Genomic DNA, 20,030 nt, shown 5'->3' with positions numbered 1-20,030 from the left:
TTGAAAGATAATCTCACATTTGTTTTAATTCCAAGTTCTAATAATAAATACCAATTATGGTATACTAATGTAAGGAGTTAGGAGATAAGATATGAAAAGATTAATAATTATATTCTTATTGTTTTTTGCGTTATCCCAATTGTCATTTGGAGGAGAAAGAGTGCTTAAAGTAATATATCCAAATAATTTGACTTTAATATACAAACAAACGCAAGGGAAAGGAATAATAGCCGGTAGTATATTTATTAGAGGTGGAAGCTTTGAAGATGGAACAGAAAAAGCCGGTCTCACAAATTTGACATTAAAATTGTTATTAAAAGGTTCAAAGAAATATTCGGATTATGATATAAACAAATTTTTTGAAGACAGCGGTGGGTATATATCCTCTTCGTCCGGGGAAGATTTTTCAAACATTGAATTTGCCACCACTGTAGATAATTTCCCTAAGGCTGTTGAAATTTTAATGGATATTTTAGAAAACCCATTATTTCCGGAGGATAAATTTTCTCAAGAAAAAAGCAATATAATCGCACAAATAAAGGCAAAAAAAGAAGAAGGATTTTCCATAGCCTTTGATGATTTAAGAAAAGTGATATATAAAGATACAAATTACCAATATAGCCCACTTGGAACAGAAGAATCATTGAATAAGATAACATCGGAAGATGTAAGGAAAAGATGGAATGAGCTTTTAAACAGTAACAGGATTGTTATTTCAATAGTTGGGGATGCTTCATTTAAAGAATTTGAAAATCAGTTATATAATTTCTCAAAGCTACAAAAAAAAGAGTATTTTAGTTTTCCAAAAATTGATAAAGTTATTGAAGATAACCAATGTATTACAGTTCACAGAGAAGGTCAACAATCAACTATTTTAATTGCATATAACGCTCCAACTCTTTTAGATAAAGATTACATTCCGTTTAGAGTATTAAATGGAATTCTTGGAAGCGGCTTTACTTCTCGTATGTTTCAAGAGCTAAGAGAAAAAAGAGGACTTGCATACGCAACAGGTTCTTACTTTCCGGCAAGATTAAACATTGGTACAGTTGTTTTATATATTGGCACAGACCCTAAAAAAAGAGAAGATGCAGAAAAAGGTATGAGAGAGGTTGTTAAAAGTTTGAAAGAAGGAATAAAGGAAGAAGAGATAAAAACATCCAAGGAAAAGATACTTGGAACGTTTATGATGGACCATCAAACAAGGTCAAAACAGGCATATTATTTAGGATGGTTTGAAACTGTAGGACTTGGTTATCAAATGGATAAAAACTATCCAAATTTAATAAAAAAAGTAAAACTCAGAGATTTAACTAAGCTTACAATTAAATACTTTACAAAATCTTCTTGTATTATAGTATCACCGTAATTTGCACTTTAAAGTCAGAATTGAGACGTTAAACTGCTACTTATTTTCTCGGTCTCTCACTTTCTCATCTACTTACTGTCTCACTTATTATATAATTATTTCAAATAATCTTTGGAGGTAAAAATTGATCTGGTTTACTGAGTATCAAACACCAAACACAGGATTAACTGTAAAAGTTAAAGAAGCTAAAACAGTGAAATCAAAGTATCAGGAAATCTTGATCTTAGATACTTATGAGTATGGCAAAATGCTTGTTTTAGATGGTGCAGTTCAAACAACAGAAAGAGATGAGTTTATATATCATGAGATGCTTACTCATCCTGCCTTGATAAAACATCCAAACCCAGAAAGAGTTCTTGTTATTGGCGGTGGTGATGGTGGAACAATTAGAGAAGTTTTAAAGCATCCATCTGTAAAAGAAGCTCATTTATGTGAAATTGATGAAGAAGTTATAAAAATTTCAAAAGAGTATCTTCCTACAATTTCATGTGAACTAAACAATCCAAAAGTCCAAGTTTTTGTAGAAGATGGAAATAAGTTTTTAGATGAAAGAAAAAATTATTATGATGTTATACTGCTTGACCTATCTGACCCAGTAGGTCCTGCAGAAGCTTTGTTTAAAAGAGAATTTTATACTAAGGTTAAAAATGCACTTAGAGAAAATGGAATAATGGCAGCACAAACTGAATCTCCATTTTTACAAGAGCTTTATTTTAAGACAGCTGTAAATGAGATTAAACAAGTATTTAAATATTTTGGAACTTATTTAGCATTTATTCCAACGTATCCAGCTGGAATGTGGAGTTTTACATTGGCTTCCGATGATGTTGATATTTTAAAGTATGAAGAAAGCGAGTTTGAAAAGATTAAGGATTTGAAAACAAAATATTTTTGTGATAAAATATATGCTTCTTTATTTTCAATACCAAAATTTGTATCAGATTTAATTAAATAATTGAGAGGTGAGAAATTGGCAAGAGAGGTTTTAGACTTAATCGCAAAAAGAGCATCAGAAAAAACAAATATTAAACTTTACGGAAGAAGTGTAGAAAGGGTGTTGGCTGGTCTTTTAACAACATCAGATTTTTGGAAGGTTGTAGACTTGGCTGACCAACCGGTGCCGGCGACAGCAGAAATAGTAAGACAGCTTGTAGCTGAAGGCATCGCAAAAATAGAAAACGATGAAATCTTATTAACAGAAAAAGGTTTTAATTTAGTAAAAGAGTTAAAAATACCACCGGCGGTAGATTATTCTTGTAAAGCTTGTGAAGGCAGAGGTATACCATTCTATGCAAATTTAGATTGGTATCGTACATTTTTACAAGTTACAAAGGATAGACCGAAAGCAATTCAAGAGTATGACCAAGGCAGCGTTACACCGGAAACTACTGTATCAAGAGTTTTATTCTTAGATTCAAGAGAAGATTTAAGAGACAGAGATATTCTTGTTATGGGTGCTGAGGATGATTTAACAGGTTTAGCTGTAGCTTTAACAAGACTTCCAAGAAGAGTTTTAATCTTAGATATAGATGAAAGGTCTATAGATTTTGATAACAGGATCTTTAAAGAACTTGGCATAGACAATGCAGAAGCTATAAGATTTGATTTAAGAAATCCATTCCCAGAAGAATGGTTGAAATCTTTTGATGTATTTATCACAGACCCGCCGGAAACATTAAAAGCCTTTAAAGCATTCATTGCAAGAGGTATTGCAGCATTAAGACAAGAAGGTAGTGTTGGATACTTTGGATTAACATTAAGAGATTCTTCTATTACAAGATGGCATCAATTCCAAAAAGCTTTAATAAACGACTATGGAATGGTTATTACAGACATAGTTCAAGACTTTAACGCATACATGAACTGGGACTATCATGCTGAGACAAAAGCTCAGGAAGTGGCACCGGTTAATAAAGTTCCAACAGATATATGGTATAGGTCTGCATGGGTAAGAATGGAAGCATTACCAGGTTTTAAAGGTGAAAACGTTCAAATCACTGACGAAGTTTTCAGAGAGTTATACTTAGACGAAGAGGGCTCAACTACTTAATATAATCTTAAACAGGGCGATTTATCGCCCTTTTCTTAATGAAATATTTCGCATATCTTATCTGTACTTTCTATTTGGATTGTAGAATGGGTTATACCTTTTTCTTTTAAGAATTTTTCTAAATTTTCAAGAACTTCCATTGATTTATCCATATCTTTGACAACTATATGTCCGGTAAAATAGATATCCTTAGAGGATAAAGACCATACGTGAATATCGTGAATTTCTACAATTTCATCAAATCTATTTTTCATTTCATCTATCAATTCATACAGATTTATATTAGATGGTGCTGCTTCCATTAAAACCTTATAGCTTTTTTTCAAAATAGGAAAAGTTTCTTTAAAGATGTAAATACTGAAAATTAATGATAAGATTGGGTCAATGATGCTTATTTGAAAAAGATAGATAAAAATTCCGCCAATCACAACAGACAAGGATAACAACGCATCACTCAAAAGATGAATATAAGCAGCTGCAATGTTTATATCCTCATGATGGTGGTGGTCATCTTCTTCATGGTGATGATGATGTTTTAAAATTAATGCTGATACTAGATTTACTATAAAAGCTATAAATCCAAAGATTATGACAAATAAACCTTTAACTTCTTCCGGATGAATCAATCTAAGCGTAGCTTCATAAATAATAAAAATTAATGTTATCATTAAAATTAAACTGTTTACAAAGCCGGCCATAGATTCAGCTTTTAAAAAGCCAAAAGTCATTTCTAAGGTTGGCTTTTTTGACAAAGCTAAAATGGCAATCAAGCTGACAATTAAAGAAATAACATCTTGAAAGTTGTGAATTGCATCAGTGATTAAGGATATTGAGTTTGAATACAAGCCAAAAATAACTTGAATTATAACAATTAAAATATTTAATCCTATTGCGATTATTAGCCGGTTTTTGTTTTGATCTGTATTTCTTTCTTTTAGTTTATTTTCTATGTAAACCATTTCAAACCTTTGTGATGACATAAGCGTACAGATTTCCATTAACTTTATCTTTGACTGTTTTGTAAGCTTCTAATAATGTTGCACCTGTTGTTAGAATGTCATCAAAAACAAGCGTATTGCCATCTATTTTGTCAACTGTTAATTTAAAGCTATCTTTTAGATTTTCAAACCTTTCTGTCTTATTTAACTCAACCTGTAGTTTTGTCTCTTTGACTTTTATCAAATAATCTTTTACGAGATATTTTGGAAATATGTAAGTCAAAATCTCCTTTAAATGATTAAATCCTCTTTCTTTTAATTTTTTGTTCGATATAGGAATGTATAAAATATTTTGTACTTGGTTTTGTCTGACAAACTTTTGAAAGTCTTCTTTAATGATTTTCGCTATATCGTAAGCCAAGTTTTTATGTTTGCTGAACTTATACTCTCTGATAATCTCTCCAAACTCATAATAATCTGTAAAAGCTTCTATGAAGGAATATTTTCTATCGTATTTACATTCTTCACATATTGGATAGGTGTTTTCTCCAGACTTTCCGCAGCTTCTACAAAAGAAGCTTTCGGTTTTTTCAAATTTTGATAAACAATCATCACAAACAATGTTTTGGTATGTAAATACAAAAGGGTCACCACATAAAACACATTCTCTTGGAAAAAGTGCGTTAAATATTAGCTTAAATTTACTTAACCAATGGTAATCCTGATGCTTTCCACTCAAGTAATCCACCTTTTAGATTGTATACGTTTTTAAATCCGGCTCTATCTAATATCTGACTTGCGATTGCACTTCTATGGCCAGACCTACAGTATACAAGGATTTTTTTATCTTTGAAGTTTTTAAGCTTATCTAATTGCTGTCCTAAAATTTGGACAGGAATGTTGATTGCATTACTTATATGTCCTTCTTGGTACTCTTGTGGTGTTCTGACGTCGAGAATTATCACATCTTTCTCTTTTTGTATCATTTCATAAAACTGCTTTGCATTTAAGTCTTGGTATGCAAAAGAAAATCCGAAAATTAATAAAATTGTCAAAAAAGCCTTTCTTATCATTCTTCATCTACCTCTACTTTTATTCCTACTTCTTTAAGTTGTTTTTCTGAAACATAATCCGGTGCTCCTGTTAGCGGACATATTCCTTTTTGTGTCTTAGGGAATGCGATTACGTCTCTTATGCTTTCGCTACCTGTCATAAGTGCTAAAATTCTATCAAGACCAAAAGCTAATCCGCCGTGTGGTGGTGCTCCGTAGCTTAAAGCTTCTATTAAAAACCCAAATTTTTCTTTTGCCTCTTCTTCTGAAATGTTTAAAAGCTGGAATACTTTTTCTTGTATGTAAGGTGTATGTATTCTTATTGAACCCCCACCTATCTCCTCACCATTTAAAACCATGTCGTAAGCTTTTGATTTAAAGCTAAGTGCAATTTCTGGACTGTTTAAAGCTTCGTCCAATCTATCTATATCTTCGTCTTTTGGACTTGTGAACGGATGGTGTATTGCAACAAGTCTATTTTCTTCTTCGTCCCATTCAAAAAGTGGAAAATCAACCACCCATAAAAACTCTAATTTGCTATTGTCTATTAGATTCATTTTTTCTGCTATATGCTTTCTTAAAAATCCTAAAACTTTGTGAGTGATATCTTTTTTATCTGCAATAAATATTAGCAAGTCTCCATCTTTTGCATCCATAAGGCTAAATAACTTTTGTTTTTGCTCTTCTGTGAAGAATTTTAGGATTGGAGAAGTAGCTTCTCCATTTTCAAGTTTAACCCATGCCATTCCTTTGGCACCAAACTTTTTAGCGTATTCTGTAAGCTCGTCAATTTCTTTTCTTGAAAATTTAGATCCACCTTTAATGTTTATACCTTTTACAAGCCCGCCGGATTTTGCTACATCGTTAAATACTTTAAATTCTACCTCTTTTGCTAAATCTGTAATATCTATAAGCTCTAAGCCATATCTTAGGTCAGGCTTGTCTGTTCCATATTTATTTATAGCTTCTTCATAGCTCATTCTTCTAAAAGGAATTTTTATATCAATTCCAAGAACTTTTTTGTATACATACTGAATCAAAGATTCTGCTAAAGTCATCACATCATCTTCTGTTACAAAAGACATCTCTAAGTCTATTTGTGTAAATTCTGGCTGTCTGTCTGCTCTTAGGTCTTCATCTCTAAAACATTTGGCTATTTGGAAGTATCTTTCAAGTCCTGCAACCATTAAGATTTGTTTAAATAGCTGTGGTGATTGTGGAAGTGCATAAAATTTGCCTTTTTCTAATCTTGATGGAACTAAAAAGTCTCTTGCTCCCTCCGGTGTTGATTTTGTAAGCATTGGGGTTTCTACTTCAATAAATCCATTTCCGGCTAAGAACTCTCTTACAGCTTGATATACTTCGTGTCTTAATATTATGTTTCTTTGCATAGATGGTCTTCTTAAGTCTAAATATCTGTATTTTAATCTAACTTCTTCGCTAACTTTTATATTATCTTCTATTGGAAAAGGTAAAGCCTTGGATGTGTTTAAGATTAAAAGCTCTTCACCGGCTACTTCTATGTTTCCTGTTTTCATTTTAGGATTTTCAGTACCTGCAGGTCTTCTGTAAACTCTACCTCTCACACCGATAACGTATTCTGATTTGAGTTTTTTCGCTTTATTGTATAACTCTTCTCCAATTTTTGATGGATCAAAAACTACTTGAACTATACCCTCTCTGTCTCTGAGATTTATAAAAATAACTCCGCCATGGTCTCTAACAGTGTCAACCCAACCAAGAAGTCTAACTTCATCACCTATATTTGATTCGTTTAAATCTCCACAGTAGTAATCTCTTTTAAATTCTCTAAGCTGGTCTATCATAAAACCTCCTGTAAATAGTTGTTGTTTTGATAATTATTATATCACTTCAACAACTCTTCTAAGCTATTAGCCAAAATAGCCTTTGTAAAGAGTTTGTCTAATTCTTCTAAGTCGTTAATGTTTGAAATTAATTTTTCAACTTCCTCTGATACTCTGCCAAATTTAAGATTGATAAGTTTAAGAATGTCTTCTTTCTTAGCTCCAATTATTCCTTCCATTTTCCATTTTTCTGTTAATGTCATCATATCTTTTTCACCTCCCAAGATTTCCTTTAATACATTTTCAACTTCTTGTGGGTTGTTTACAACTGAAATATAATCTAAAATGATAAAAACACAACCATCTTGATAGTGTTCAAAAACCTTCTTTAAAATATGTTTATACTTTCTTAAATCTTTGAAAATATGCTTCATTGTAAGAAGTGCTGACACTGTGCAAAAGTCTATGTAGAGCTTGTTTATCATCTCTTCATCAGCTACCTTTGAAAGGTCTATTAAGTGATAGTTAAGTTTGTTTGTAAATCTTTCTATAATTTCTGAGTTAGTTTTTGGTAGTATAGTTGGTATATTCCATTTTCTTTTACCATGGTACAAGACAATGTTGATTATTGGTGGATACTCTTCATACTCTCCTGTTTCTTCCCATAATATGCCATTGTAATACAAAAGCTGACTTGGTAGGTTTTTATCTATGTATGATTTGTGTTCAAAAATGATTCTTATAAAGCTTTTTTCGTTTTCTATTTTGCATTCATACAAAAGGTCAAGAAGTGATTTTCCAATCTTCTGTGAGTATTTTTCACTGTTTAATAATCTTATACTTTCTAAGTCTATCTTTTGAGATAGCTCTGGATAAAATATATCAAGCAGGCTTTTAACCCTCTTTGGCTCAGAAAATATCTGTTTAAAAAATTGGTCGTGAGGATGAATTTCACTCATTAAATTAAACCTCTATCATTCCTTGCAAGCCTTGTTACAATCCTTTCATTTCCTTTCATTTTCCATTTATATGTTATGTCATCATCTATTTTTAACTTATAAACAAAAAATCAGATGATATCTTCCTCAAAATAATCTGAATCTATTCTTTTTATTTCAATTACTTTCTCAACAGAAATACCTACATTGTATTTAATCATCAAATCCGCTGACTTATTACCGTCAATTAAAACGACCTTTTGTTCAAGGTGTGAAACATAATCTTTAGCTTCATCTGTAAATGTGGAAGTTGTAAAAAACACACCCTTTTTAGCTTTTTTGCCGGCTAAAGCTCCTACAAACTTTTGAATTTCTGGTCTACCGACAGGACCTTCCCATCTTTTAGCTTGAATATAAATAACATCTAATCCCAGTTTATCTTCTTTGATTGTTCCATCTATTCCTTCATCTCCAGATTTTCCGACAACTTCAGCCATTTCTTTCTCAGAACCACCATATCCCATTTTTAAAAGTAAATCTATAACCAATTTTTCGAAAAATTTTGGTGATGAGCCTTTGATTTTTCTAAGTAGTTCATCCGCTAATGCTTCATTAACCTCTTGGATTTTTTGCTCTATTATTTCCGTTGGAGTCTCTGAATCAATATGCAAGACCATATTCTTTTTGTTTCCTCTACTTATAAATTCTCTAAAACTTTCAAATTGCATCAAATCTTCTTTTGTTAATTTGTTTAAATTGGGATTATCAACTAAAAACTGCTTTCCCGCCTTAGATATTTTGATATAACCTCTTTTTGGACTTTCTAACAGTCCAGCTTTTAATAAATATGTTTTTGCCCAGTTTACTCTATTATCAAATACTCTCTGTTGTCCTGATGGTAAAAATTCATTTCTATCTTCTTCAGAAAGATTAAATTCTTCTGCTAACCTTTCAATAATTTCTCTTAATGAATACTCTTTGCCGTCAGAAACAAGCTTTAGTAAAGGAAGCATTAAATCTTGATAGCCCGGAATAGCCATTTATCTTATCCCTTTTCTTCCTGTGATGCTGCTTCCTCTTGATAGTAAGAAGCTATTGATGGCTTTAAAACTTTTATTATACAGCCTTCACAAACTTTTAATGAAACAGTTTTTTCTTCAATGTTTTTTATCTCTCCAATAATCCCGCCGGTTGTGATTACTTTATCACCTTTTTTTAGATTCTTTAAAAACTCTTCATGTTTTTTTCTCTGCTGTTGCTGTGGTCTTAAAATTAAGAAATAGAATATACCAACAAATAAAACCATCCATACTATAGCACTTATTAAACCACCCATTGGATCACCTTGCATAAGAAACCTCCTTAGCTAAAAATTTTTTTAAATTCTTCAAAAAGCTGACTTAATTTAGATGTGTCATTTATTCCACCTTGTGCAAAGTCTGGTCTTCCGCCGCCACTTCCATTAGCGGCAGAAGCAACTTTTTTAACAATATCGCCGGCTTTATAGTTTTCTGATAACTCTTTTGATACTGCTACAACAAAGTTAACTTTTTGTTTTTCAGCATCTTTTGATGCAACCAAAATTACAGATTTTCCAAGCTTTTGTCTTAAATGGTCTGCGATTTCTCTCAGCTCATTTGGATTTAGATTTTCAACTGATACATAAGCAACTTTAAATCCTTCTTTTTCAATGATGTTTAGATTTTCATTAATATTTGATAAAGCAAGTTTTTTTCTTAAGTTTTCTATCTCTCTTTCTTTCTCTTTTATCTGATTTTGCAGCTTTAATACTCGGTCTAAAAGTTGGTCTTCTTTTGCTGTTAAAAGTCTTGATAAATCTTTTATTATGTAATGCTCTTGCAAGCCTTTTTCTACTGCCTTAATTCCTGCTACTGCCTCTATTCTTCTTGTTCCGGATGATACTGCAGATTCTGAAAGGATTTTAAAGTATCCAATATCTCCTGTTCTTTTTACATGAGTCCCACCGCATAACTCCTTAGAAATACCGGCAGATATTACTCTTACAACGTCTGCATATTTTTCTTCAAAAATAGCCATTGCCCCGGATTTTAAAGCTTCTTCGTATTGCATCTCTTGGCATACAACTTCTTCATTTTTCATTATTTCTCTATTTACAAGCTCTTCAACGGCTTTTAGCTCTTCGTCTGTCATGCTTTCAAAGTGTGTAAAGTCAAATCTTAGATATTCATCTGATACCAAAGAACCAGCCTGTTTTACGTGGTCTCCCAGAACGTTTCTTAAAGCTGCGTGTAAAAGGTGTGTTGCTGTGTGATGTCTCATTATGTTTTCTCTTCTTTCTTTATCAGTCTTAGCCCTTACATATGCTCCCTCTTTTACACTTCCAAATAAAACCTTTCCTTTATGAACAATCAAGCCATCTACCGGCGTTTGTGTGTCTAATACTTCAAATAAAAACTCATCACCTTCTATGATTCCCCTATCTCCAATTTGTCCGCCCTTTTCCGGATAGAAAGGCGTGATGTCAAGCACTATCTCAATATCTTCTCCTTCTTTTGCAGTGTCTACAAGCTGGTCTCCTTTTATGATAGCCAATACTTTTGAGTTTTCAGATGTTAGCGTCTCGTATCCAACAAATTGGTTTTCCGGAAGTTTGTTTTTAAGTGTTAAATATACCGGCTTAATCTCTTTGCTTTGAGATTTCCAGCTTTTTCTTGCTCTTTCTTTTTGCTCTTCTAACAGATTATGAAATTCTATTAAATCAAAAGTGAATCCTTCATCTTTTAATATTTCTTCCATTAGGTCTATTGGAAATCCGTATGTATCATAAAGCTTGAATGTTTCTTCACCTGTTAAGTGTCTTCTGTTTTCTTTTCTTGCCTGTTCTATCATTTGATAGAGAATATCCATTGACCTTTTTAGAGTTTTTATAAACTTTTCTTCTTCTGATTTTGTGATTGTTTTTATAAAGCTTCTGTTTTGTATAAGCTCCGGATATGCAGTTTTCATTTTTTCAATTACAACATCAACCCCTTCATACAAAAACGGCTTTTCTATGCCAAGATTTTTTCCGTATCTTAAAGCTCTTCTTATTATTCTTCTCAAAACATAGCCTCTCCCTTCGTTTGCCGGTAAAACTCCATCAGAAATTAAGAATGTGATGGCTCTCAAATGGTCGGCTATAACTCTCATTGCTATATCATCTTTTTCATTCTTTCCGTACTCTTTTCCTGATACTTCTTCTGCAAATTGGATGATTGGCTTGAATAGGTCTGTATCGTAGTTGCTATCCACTCCTTGTAAGACTGATGCTATTCTTTCAAGTCCCATGCCTGTATCAATGCTTGGATTTGGAAGTGGATGTAATACGCCTTTTTCATCTCTGTTGTATTGCATAAAAACAAGGTTCCATATCTCTAAATATCTAAAATCATCTTCTGCTCCAAACTCCGGATTTCCGAATTTTTCGCCCCTATCGTAGTAAATCTCTGAACTTGGTCCGCACGGTCCGGTATCACCCATTGACCAGAAGTTATCTTTATAGCCCATTCTTTTTATCTTGCTTTCATCAAGTCCTATGTGTTTATTCCAAATTTCAAATGCTTCGTCGTCCTCTTCAAATACAGATACAAGAAGTTTTTCTTTTGGAATTTCTAAATGCTCTGTTAAATACTCCCAAGCAAACTCAATGGCTTCTTTTTTAAAGTAATCACCAAATGAGAAGTTTCCAAGCATCTCAAAAAATGTATGGTGTCTTGGTGTGTATCCTACATTTTCAAGGTCGTTATGTTTTCCGGATACTCTAAAAACTTTCTGACAAGATGCGGCTCTTTTATAGGGTCTTTCTTCAAGTCCAAGGAATACATTTTTAAATGGAACCATCCCGGCGTTAACAAATAATAGGGTTGGGTCATTTTCAGGAATGATTGATGCAGATTTTACGATTGTATGTCCTTTACTTTCAAAATACTTTAAAAAGCTCTGCCTTATTTCATCAGCTGTCATATACTTCATAAATAAACCTCTTTGTGTAATAATAATTAGTGCTTAAAAATTATAGCATATGGAAGAAATATGATAAATATAAAGCCCTTAGAAAAGACCGCCTTAATACACAAAGGTCAAGAGATAAGCTACATATCATTATTAGAAAATATAAAAAAATATTCAAATATTTTAGATATAAAGCCGGAAGATAAAGTAGCTATTTTTAGCGAAAATAGACCGGAATGGATCTATGCCTTTTTTGCAGTTTGGGAAAAATGCGGAGTAAACGTCCCGATAGATTTTATGTCTTCAGAAGATGAACTTTTTTACATACTAAACGACAGTAAGCCAGTATACATTTTTACATCTAAAAATAATAAAGAAAAAGTTTTAAATGTGAAGCTAAAGCTTGATTATGATATAAAAGTTTTGGTTTTTGAAGAGATTGAATTTACCAGTCCAATTTTTGAGAATAAAGAATGTAAGAAGCTTGAAGAAGATGTAGCTGTAATACTTTACACTTCCGGAACTACAGGACAGCCAAAAGGTGTAATGCTTAGTTATAAAAATCTACTATCTAACATAAAAAGCATAGAAAAAGTAGAGATTGCAAACTCTCAAGACTCAACCCTTGCGATACTACCATTTCATCATTCTTATCCTTTGATGGTTTCTATGCTCACACCTCTTCATATTGGTGCTACGATTGTTTTTCTTGATGAGTTGTCTCCACAGGATATTTTAGATAAGCTAAAAAAATACAAGATTACTATTCTTATAGGCGTTCCCAGGCTGTATGCTCTTTTTCATAGAAGGATTTTTGATAAAATCAACGAAGATTTTTTTATAAAAACAGTTTTTAAACTTTGTAAAAAAATTAACAACCAAACACTTAGTAAAACAGTTTTTAAAAAAGTGCATGATGTATTTGGTGGAAATATAAAATACTTTGTTTCTGGTGGTGCAAAGCTTGATTTAGATATTGCAAAAGATCTTCAGGCTCTTGGATTTAAGATTATTGAAGGATATGGACTAACAGAGACCTCTCCTATCGTATCATTCAATCCACCATACAAAATTAAACTTGGCTCGGTAGGAAAGCCAATAGAAGGTGTACAAGTAAAGATAGAAGATGATGAAATTCTTGTTAAAGGTGATAATGTTTTTGTTGGATATTTAAATAAGATTGAAGAAACGAAGAAAGCATTTAAAAATGGCTATTTTATGACAGGAGACCTTGGGTATCTTGATGAAGATGGCTATCTTTATATAACAGGAAGAAAAAAAGAAATCATAGTCTTACCAAATGGGAAAAACATCAACCCGGAAGAAATAGAGAACATAATTCTTAAAAATTTTGATATTGTAAAAGAGATAGCAGTAATTCAAAAAGACAATCAGCTTTTTGCTATTATTTATCCAGATTTTGAAGTTGTAAAGAAAAGAAACATTGTAAATCTTGAAGAGACAATAAAATGGAATGTGATTGATAAATACAATCAAACTGTAGCAAGCTATAAAAAAATTGGCGGTTTTAAGATTGTAAATACCGAACTTCCAAAAACAAGGCTTGGAAAAATCAGAAGATTTATGCTTAATCAATTTCTTGAAAAACAAGAAAGATCAGTAGTCAAAGAAGAACCAAAAACTCAAACTTACAGCATATTAAAAGAATACTTAGAAAAATATACGAATCTAAGCGTATATCCGGACTCTCACATAGAGATAGACCTTGGGCTTGATTCTCTTGGGAAAATAGAGTTTTTGACCTTCATAGAAAGCACATTTGGAATAAAACTTGATGAAAAGGATTTAATAGAAAATCCAACCGTTGAAAAATTATCATACTTTATAGATGAAAAGAAACAAAAGATAGAAATCTCAGAAATAGATTGGAAGAAGATTTTAAACCAGCCAATAAGCTTTGAATTGAAAGAAGGATATTTGACAATCATAAAACCGATTTTAAAGCTATATTTTAAGCTTTACAACAACTTAGAAATAAAAGGCATAGAAAATATTCTAAATCAGCCAGTTATATTTGCTCCAAACCATCAAAGCTATCTTGATGGATTTTTGATCGTTGCATCCCTTCCAAATCAAATACTTAAAAAAACATACTTCTTAGCAGAAGAGACTTATTTTAATACGTCGTTTAGAAGGTGGATTGCGAGAAATTTTAATATCATAACTGTAAACGTTAACAAAGATTTAAAAGAGTCATTGATTAAATCAGCTTATGCTCTTAAAAATGGAAAAAACGTTGTTATCTTTCCGGAAGGTGCAAGAACAAGGGATGGTAAATTGCTGCCGTTTAAAAAAGGTTTTGCTATTTTATCAAAAGAGTTAAACATTCCGGCTGTTCCAGTAGTAATAAAAGGTGTCTTTGAAAGTCTTCCTATAAATAAATCTCTTCCAAGCCCTTTCAAAATATCAGTAGAATTTTTAAATCCTGTGTATCCAGAAAATAAAAGCTACGATGAGATAGTAAAAATCGTTTATAATGAGATTTCAAAGAAGTTGTAATTTTTTAGATGCAGATTTCGAACGGTCATTCTGCAGCCGACAAAGAATCCCCTTCCTTTCTTACCTTTTACTTATTCACCGTATGGGCAATTCATGAATTGCCTCTACTCACTTTCTCACCTTTTCTAAAAGAGGAGATTCTTCACTTGGTTCAGGATGACAAAGAACGATCCAATGATGTCATTCTGAGCGTCAGCGAAGAATCTCCTGTTTTTTAAAAAACATTAAAAGGACTAGATCCTTCGGCCTCAGGATGACGAAGGAAAAATAACGTCAATCTGCAGTCATGTAAAGAATCTCCACTCTTTTTGTCTTCTTCACTATTCAAATAGCATCAAAAAGAGAAGGACCTTTCTTTACAGCCTCAGGATGTTCTATGTTAAATGTCAAGTACAAAAATTTTCATCAAATGGTCTTTTGCTTTTTAATACACCATATGCTTGCCTTAATAACTTATGTGCTACAGCCACTAATGCTAATTTTTTAGCCTTACCTTTACTTACTAATCTTTCGTATAATTCTCTGCAGTATTTGTTAAACCTTATTGCTGATAATGCTGCCATGTATAATATTTTCCTTGCATATGGATTTCCCATCTTTTTTATCCAGCCACTTTTCTTTACACTCGTTCCACTTTCATGTATACCCGGACTGATTCCTATAAAACTCGATATATCTTTTACACTCTTAAATCTTTCAAAATTTCCATATACTGATATTATCATTCCTATAGTCCTATCACTTATACCAGGTATGCTTTTTAAAAGTTTGTATTCCTCTTGATAATTCTTCTTAGACAATTCTTTTATCTCTTTCTCAAGTTCTTTTATGTTTTTTTCTATTTTTCTGATTATCTCATCGTAATATTCTAAATTCTATTTCAATTTTTTCATTGGCACATGACTTAATGATTCTCTTTTGTTTCTTAGCATTGTAAGCTGCTGTTGTAAGTCTTCTAATATCTTTAGTTTTACTTCTATTTCTTTTTCTACCTCTGATTTTGGTTTATAAAGCTCTCCATCGAAAAACGTTCTTCCATATTCTGCAATAAAGAATGAATCAGCTTTATCTGTTTTAACTCTTGTCATTTTAGCTTCCATAAATTTCTTTATTGAAAATGGATTTACTACTGCTACTTTATAACCATTTTCATACAGATAATTAGCAAGCTTTAAATGGTAAACTCCCGTATGCTCCATTATGATAAGCATATCTGACTTTTTAAACTTCTTCAAAAATGGCTTTACTTTCATTTCAAACTCAACCGGGTCAGATTTAACTTCAAAAGTTTCTTTCTTGTTATCATACAAAACTGTAGCAGTGAATGAGTTTTTAGATACATCAACTCCTATAACAATTTTGTAGCTGTTCATAATAGTACCTCCTTTCATAAAATACTTGACATGAAAGAAACTTCCTGATAACCTATCATCGTAGTTAAATACAGGCTTAAAAGCCTAATGTTCTGATTCAGGTTTTAGGAAGTAGAGGAAGGACAGTCTAAAACATCCTGATCGGTCTTAAAAGACCAATGACAGAAACTTGATCTGTCCTTCTTTTTTTCTCCCATGTCTATAATTATTATAAAACTTATTCTCTTATAGTTTAAAAAATTTTTAGTATATTTAATATACGATGACAAAAAGTAACGGGTAACACTTGATGTGTAAAAGACTTTAAATACTTCCTTACCTTCTCACACTCCAAAATCGTTAAAACCTTTTACATAACATTAACAACTTGTTTAATTTATATTTACAATTATGTTTTATATTACTAATAACAAAGATCGAAAAAGGAGAAGATGAAATGAAAAAGTTAAAAGTAGCAATGTTAACATTAGCACTTGGAGTTGGATTAGTTGGAAATAGTTTTGCAATGGGAGATGCGTCAGAAAAGCCATACAAGATGGAAAAAATGGCAGAAAAGCACGAAAAACATCTTGAAAAATTAAAACAAGAGCTTAATTTAACAGATGAGCAGTTTAATCAAATTAAAGAGATTAAAAAACAAGAAAAAGAAGAAATTAAAAACTTCTTTGCAAAAGAGCATAAAAACTGTTTATTAGAAGCAACGAAAAGCGGAAAATTTGATAAAGAAGTTTTTCAAAAAACTATGTTAGAAAACGCTAAAAAAATGTCTGAAATTAAAGCTAAATACTTAGAAAAAATGTTTAATGTTTTAAATGATGAGCAAAGACAAAAATTTATAAATCATATGAAAGAAAAAATGGAAAAAATGCAAGAAATGATGATGAACCACTGATAGATGTGTTTTAGCCCTCCTCATGGCTTAACCTCCTCCCCTCCATTATTTGGGAAGGTCGTCAATGACCTCCCCCTTTTTTATTTTTATAAGAGGCAGGCTAAAATGATAAATGTAATAATGATAGAAGATGACAAAGAATTGGCAGAGCTTTTAACTCAATATTTAGCAAAGTTTAATATATCTGTAAAAAATTTTGAACATTCTAAGAAAGCACTTGAAGAGCTTAAGAAAAATCAAAGTTATGACCTAATGATTCTTGATTTAACACTTCCGGAAATTGATGGTATAGATATATGTAAAATGTTAGCAAAAGAAGGAAATATTCCCATCATCATATCCTCGGCAAGAAGTGACGATACAGACAAAATCCTTGCCCTTGAAATAGGAGCAGATGATTATTTAGCTAAGCCGTATAACCCAAGAGAATTGGTAGCAAGAATTCAAGCTGTTTTAAGAAGAAAAAATAAAGCAGTTGAAAAAGTAATTAAGTGTGGTGAGTTTGAACTTGATGAAGAAGGTTATATAATTAAGAAAAATGGAGAACCTTTAAATCTAACTTCAGCAGAGTATGAGCTTTTATCCATGCTTATAAAAAATAAAGGCAGAGTCTTAACGAGAGATTATATATTAGATAATTCAATCTATTTAAACTATGACAGTATAGATAGAACTGTTGATGTTATAATTGGAAGAATCAGAAAAAAGATAGGTGATGACCCAAAAAATCCAAAATATATCATATCTGTAAGAGGTTTTGGCTATAAATTTGAATGTTGAGCGAAACTCAATACTCTTTAAAATTAGCTTGGCTTTTTTATTAATCATACTTTTATCATCGGTCTTTTTTTACTTTCTGTATAAAAATGCACAAGAAAAAGAGTTAAGAGATTTTATCAGAAAAGCATTGTTGACAGTATCTTCGGAAGGTACTAACTTTCCCCAAAAATTTGAAACAAACTATAAAGTCATAGAAGACCCGGAAGCTATTTATAAAATATATACAAACAGCAAAATCTTAATGGAAAGAGATTTTTTAACAGTTAAAATTGTCCTTTTAGTATATGAAGGAAATAAGTATCTTCTTATAAATAGGTTTGGCATCAGCTATCTTGTAGAGAAAAGCGATGAGTTTGAACTTCATCGTGTTGTAATAGTTGCATGGATATTTTTTAACATTCTTATGCTAATACTCTATGTAGGAATTATCAGGTCTTTCTACCCCCTTAAAATTCTAAGAGAAAAGATAAAACTTTTAAAGGCTGGTAATCTTGATATAAGCGTTGAAATATCAAGTAATGATGAAATCGGATTTATAGCAAAAGAATTTAACGAGGCTATAAAGTCATTAAAAAAGAATGAAGAGGTTAGAAAATGGTTTTTAAGAAATATAGCCCATGAGCTTAAAACACCAATAACAAAAGGGAAAATCGCAATAGAACTTCTCGAAGATGAAAAAGGAAAACAGCATTTTGAAAAGATATTCAACAGATTAGAATTTTTGGTAAATCAGCTTTTGATGATGGAAAAGCTTGCGACAAAAAACCTTGAACTTAAATTAGAATGCCATTCATTGGAAAACCTTATAAACTCAGGAATTTCTCTACTTCTTTCAGAAGATAAAAACAACGTTATCATTGACTTAAAAGAAAGTATAAAAATAAAAGCAGACAACAACATCTTTCCGATAGCCTTAAAGAATCTTATTGATAATGGCTTAAAATTTAGCGAGGACAATAAAGTTAAAATAGTTGTTGAAAATAAAATGATTGAATTTAGAAATAAAGGAAACAAGCCATCTATTGATATAGACATGATTTTTGAACCATTTATAAAAGAAACGACATTGAAAAATCAATCAGGCTTAGGACTTGGCTTGTACATAACAAAGTTTATTTTAGATTTACATAAAATAAGTATTAACTATAAATACGAAAATCAAGAGAATGTTTTTATGCTTGACCTTTCTCAAGCAGTGTGCGAATAAGATTTGAAGCTCTTTCTATAGCTCCTTTTTTTCCAAGAGATTTTCTAACTATTTCTAAATTTCTCTTTTGGGTTTTATACAGATTTTTATCTGTCAAAAATTCAAGAGTCTTATTAGCAATATCAAGAGGGTTGCATCTATCCTGTAAAAGCTCCGGTACAATTTCATTACCGGCTATTATGTTAGGAAGTCCTAAATAATTTATCTTTACAAGTTTTTTACCAATAAAGTAAGTAATCGGACTTACCTTATAAACAATGATAAATGGATTTCCAATAATAGCAGCTTCTAAGGTTGCCGTTCCTGACGTGATTATCGAAAAAACTGCATTTTTCATTACTTCATATGAAGGGTTTTCAAACTTAGGAAGGTTTTTATCTGATAGGTTGGATGTGATCACGGTTATAGGAAGGCTAAAGTTAACTTTTTCTAACACCCTATCAACCATGTTGACAGTAGCTGGAATTACAAAATGCAGATCATCAAATGTTTTTGTTAGCAGTCTTGCGGCTTCTATTAATATTGGAAGGATTACATTTACTTCGCTTTCTCTACTGCCTGCAAGAAGTCCTATGATTCTCTTATTCTTTGGAATGTTTAATTTCTGCTTAAAGCTATCTTCATTTTCATAGATTTTGATTATATCTAAAAGTGGATGTCCTACATAGGCAAATTTGAATTTATCTGATACGTATGGTTTATAAATTTCTTCTTCAAAAGGTAGGATAGATATTAATAAATCTGTATTTTCTACTATTTCTTTAACTCTGCCACTTCCCCAAGCCCAAACCTGTGGAGAGATAAAGTACACAGTCTTTATTCCAAGCTTTTTTGCTTCTTTTAAAAGTTTTATGTTAAACCCTGGAAAATCTACAACGATTAAAAGGTCAACGCCGGATTTTAAAGCTTGGACTGATTGTTTGAATACTTCTTTGATTTTTTTGTATTTACTTAATGCCTCTGTTAGACCTACAACGGATATATCTTCAAGGTTGGCAACCGGCTTTACACCGATTGCCCTCATTTTTGGACCTGTTATTCCTGTAATCTGATATTCTTTTAAATGTTTTGCAAGCTCAGAAGCGTAATTGTCTCCTGAAATTTCGCCAACGCTCAGGAAAATTTTTTTCATTT

16 protein-coding genes and 1 pseudogene are annotated in these 20,030 nt (G+C 31.7%); 7 read left to right on the top strand and 10 right to left on the bottom strand.

The window, feature by feature from the left end; all coding sequences use genetic code 11:
• The first annotated feature begins 91 nt into the window (after nucleotides 1–91).
• From SYO3AOP1_RS00800 to SYO3AOP1_RS00790, 3 genes are all read left to right on the top strand, one after another.
• Complete coding sequence (locus SYO3AOP1_RS00800) at nucleotides 92–1,369, top strand: pitrilysin family protein (RefSeq protein WP_012458891.1); 1,278 nt, start codon at nucleotides 92–94, stop codon at nucleotides 1,367–1,369.
• Between the two features lie 124 nt (nucleotides 1,370–1,493).
• Complete coding sequence (gene speE / locus SYO3AOP1_RS00795) at nucleotides 1,494–2,324, top strand: polyamine aminopropyltransferase (RefSeq protein ID WP_012458890.1); 831 nt, start codon at nucleotides 1,494–1,496, stop codon at nucleotides 2,322–2,324.
• A 15-nt stretch (nucleotides 2,325–2,339) separates the two neighbouring features.
• Nucleotides 2,340–3,419: a bis-aminopropyl spermidine synthase family protein gene (locus SYO3AOP1_RS00790; protein ID WP_012458889.1), complete on the top strand. Its 1,080-nt coding sequence runs from the start codon at nucleotides 2,340–2,342 to the stop codon at nucleotides 3,417–3,419.
• Nucleotides 3,420–3,454: 35 nt separating this feature from the next.
• Here SYO3AOP1_RS00790 and SYO3AOP1_RS00785 read toward each other — a convergent pair whose 3' ends face one another.
• The 8 genes from SYO3AOP1_RS00785 to alaS form a co-directional block, all read right to left on the bottom strand.
• Nucleotides 3,455–4,378, bottom strand: coding sequence for a cation diffusion facilitator family transporter (locus tag SYO3AOP1_RS00785; RefSeq protein WP_012458888.1), 924 nt, complete (start codon nucleotides 4,376–4,378; stop codon nucleotides 3,455–3,457).
• A gap of 1 nt (nucleotide 4,379) precedes the next feature.
• A complete protein-coding gene (locus SYO3AOP1_RS00780; protein WP_281340763.1) occupies nucleotides 4,380–5,105 on the bottom strand; it encodes a double zinc ribbon domain-containing protein in 726 nt (241 codons plus the stop codon).
• Nucleotides 5,059–5,430, bottom strand: a complete 372-nt coding sequence (locus tag SYO3AOP1_RS00775; RefSeq protein WP_012458886.1) for a rhodanese-like domain-containing protein — start codon at nucleotides 5,428–5,430, stop codon at nucleotides 5,059–5,061. The genes SYO3AOP1_RS00780 and SYO3AOP1_RS00775 overlap by 47 nt, the downstream gene beginning before the upstream one ends.
• Entirely contained in the window at nucleotides 5,427–7,235 is a 1,809-nt protein-coding gene (aspS, locus tag SYO3AOP1_RS00770) for an aspartate--tRNA ligase (protein ID WP_012458885.1), read from the bottom strand. The genes SYO3AOP1_RS00775 and aspS overlap by 4 nt, the downstream gene beginning before the upstream one ends.
• A gap of 41 nt (nucleotides 7,236–7,276) precedes the next feature.
• On the bottom strand, nucleotides 7,277–8,173 hold the full coding sequence (locus tag SYO3AOP1_RS00765) for an Rpn family recombination-promoting nuclease/putative transposase (RefSeq protein WP_012458884.1): 897 nt from the start codon (nucleotides 8,171–8,173) through the stop codon (nucleotides 7,277–7,279).
• 110 nt (nucleotides 8,174–8,283) lie between these two features.
• Nucleotides 8,284–9,192: a restriction endonuclease gene (locus SYO3AOP1_RS00760; RefSeq protein ID WP_012458883.1), complete on the bottom strand. Its 909-nt coding sequence runs from the start codon at nucleotides 9,190–9,192 to the stop codon at nucleotides 8,284–8,286.
• Between the two features lie 5 nt (nucleotides 9,193–9,197).
• Nucleotides 9,198–9,503 (bottom strand): preprotein translocase subunit YajC, encoded by a 306-nt coding sequence (gene yajC / locus SYO3AOP1_RS00755; RefSeq protein WP_012458882.1) that lies wholly within the window; start codon nucleotides 9,501–9,503, stop codon nucleotides 9,198–9,200.
• An 11-nt stretch (nucleotides 9,504–9,514) separates the two neighbouring features.
• On the bottom strand, nucleotides 9,515–12,145 hold the full coding sequence (gene alaS, locus SYO3AOP1_RS00750) for an alanine--tRNA ligase (RefSeq protein ID WP_012458881.1): 2,631 nt from the start codon (nucleotides 12,143–12,145) through the stop codon (nucleotides 9,515–9,517).
• A gap of 60 nt (nucleotides 12,146–12,205) precedes the next feature.
• Here alaS and SYO3AOP1_RS00745 point away from each other — a divergent pair, with 60 nt between their 5' ends.
• On the top strand, nucleotides 12,206–14,644 hold the full coding sequence (locus SYO3AOP1_RS00745; protein WP_012458880.1) for an AMP-binding protein: 2,439 nt from the start codon (nucleotides 12,206–12,208) through the stop codon (nucleotides 14,642–14,644).
• Between the two features lie 386 nt (nucleotides 14,645–15,030).
• Here the strand turns inward: SYO3AOP1_RS00745 and SYO3AOP1_RS09825 are convergent.
• Nucleotides 15,031–16,017, bottom strand: a pseudogene (locus SYO3AOP1_RS09825) (IS110 family transposase).
• A 436-nt stretch (nucleotides 16,018–16,453) separates the two neighbouring features.
• Between SYO3AOP1_RS09825 and SYO3AOP1_RS00735 the strand changes: the two are divergent.
• The 3 genes from SYO3AOP1_RS00735 (at nucleotide 16,454) to SYO3AOP1_RS00725 (ending at nucleotide 18,896) form a co-directional block, all read left to right on the top strand.
• The gene (locus SYO3AOP1_RS00735) at nucleotides 16,454–16,909 is read left to right on the top strand and encodes a Spy/CpxP family protein refolding chaperone (protein ID WP_012458879.1); all 456 of its coding nucleotides are present in this window, start codon (nucleotides 16,454–16,456) and stop codon (nucleotides 16,907–16,909) included.
• A 105-nt stretch (nucleotides 16,910–17,014) separates the two neighbouring features.
• Nucleotides 17,015–17,689 carry a response regulator transcription factor gene (locus tag SYO3AOP1_RS00730; RefSeq protein WP_012458878.1) on the top strand — a complete coding sequence of 225 codons (675 nt, stop codon included), beginning with the start codon at nucleotides 17,015–17,017 and terminating at the stop codon, nucleotides 17,687–17,689.
• Nucleotides 17,690–17,717: 28 nt separating this feature from the next.
• Nucleotides 17,718–18,896 (top strand): ArsS family sensor histidine kinase, encoded by a 1,179-nt coding sequence (locus tag SYO3AOP1_RS00725; RefSeq protein WP_281340760.1) that lies wholly within the window; start codon nucleotides 17,718–17,720, stop codon nucleotides 18,894–18,896.
• Here SYO3AOP1_RS00725 and lpxB read toward each other — a convergent pair.
• Nucleotides 18,862–20,028, bottom strand: a complete 1,167-nt coding sequence (gene lpxB / locus SYO3AOP1_RS00720) for a lipid-A-disaccharide synthase (protein ID WP_012458876.1) — start codon at nucleotides 20,026–20,028, stop codon at nucleotides 18,862–18,864. The two genes, SYO3AOP1_RS00725 and lpxB, sit on opposite strands and share 35 nt — an antisense overlap.
• Nucleotides 20,029–20,030 lie beyond the last annotated feature (2 nt).

The organism is Sulfurihydrogenibium sp. YO3AOP1 (genome assembly GCF_000020325.1).
In the GTDB taxonomy this organism is placed as follows: Bacteria; Aquificota; Aquificia; order Aquificales; family Hydrogenothermaceae; genus Sulfurihydrogenibium.
This window is presented reverse-complemented; position numbering and strand designations above follow the sequence as displayed.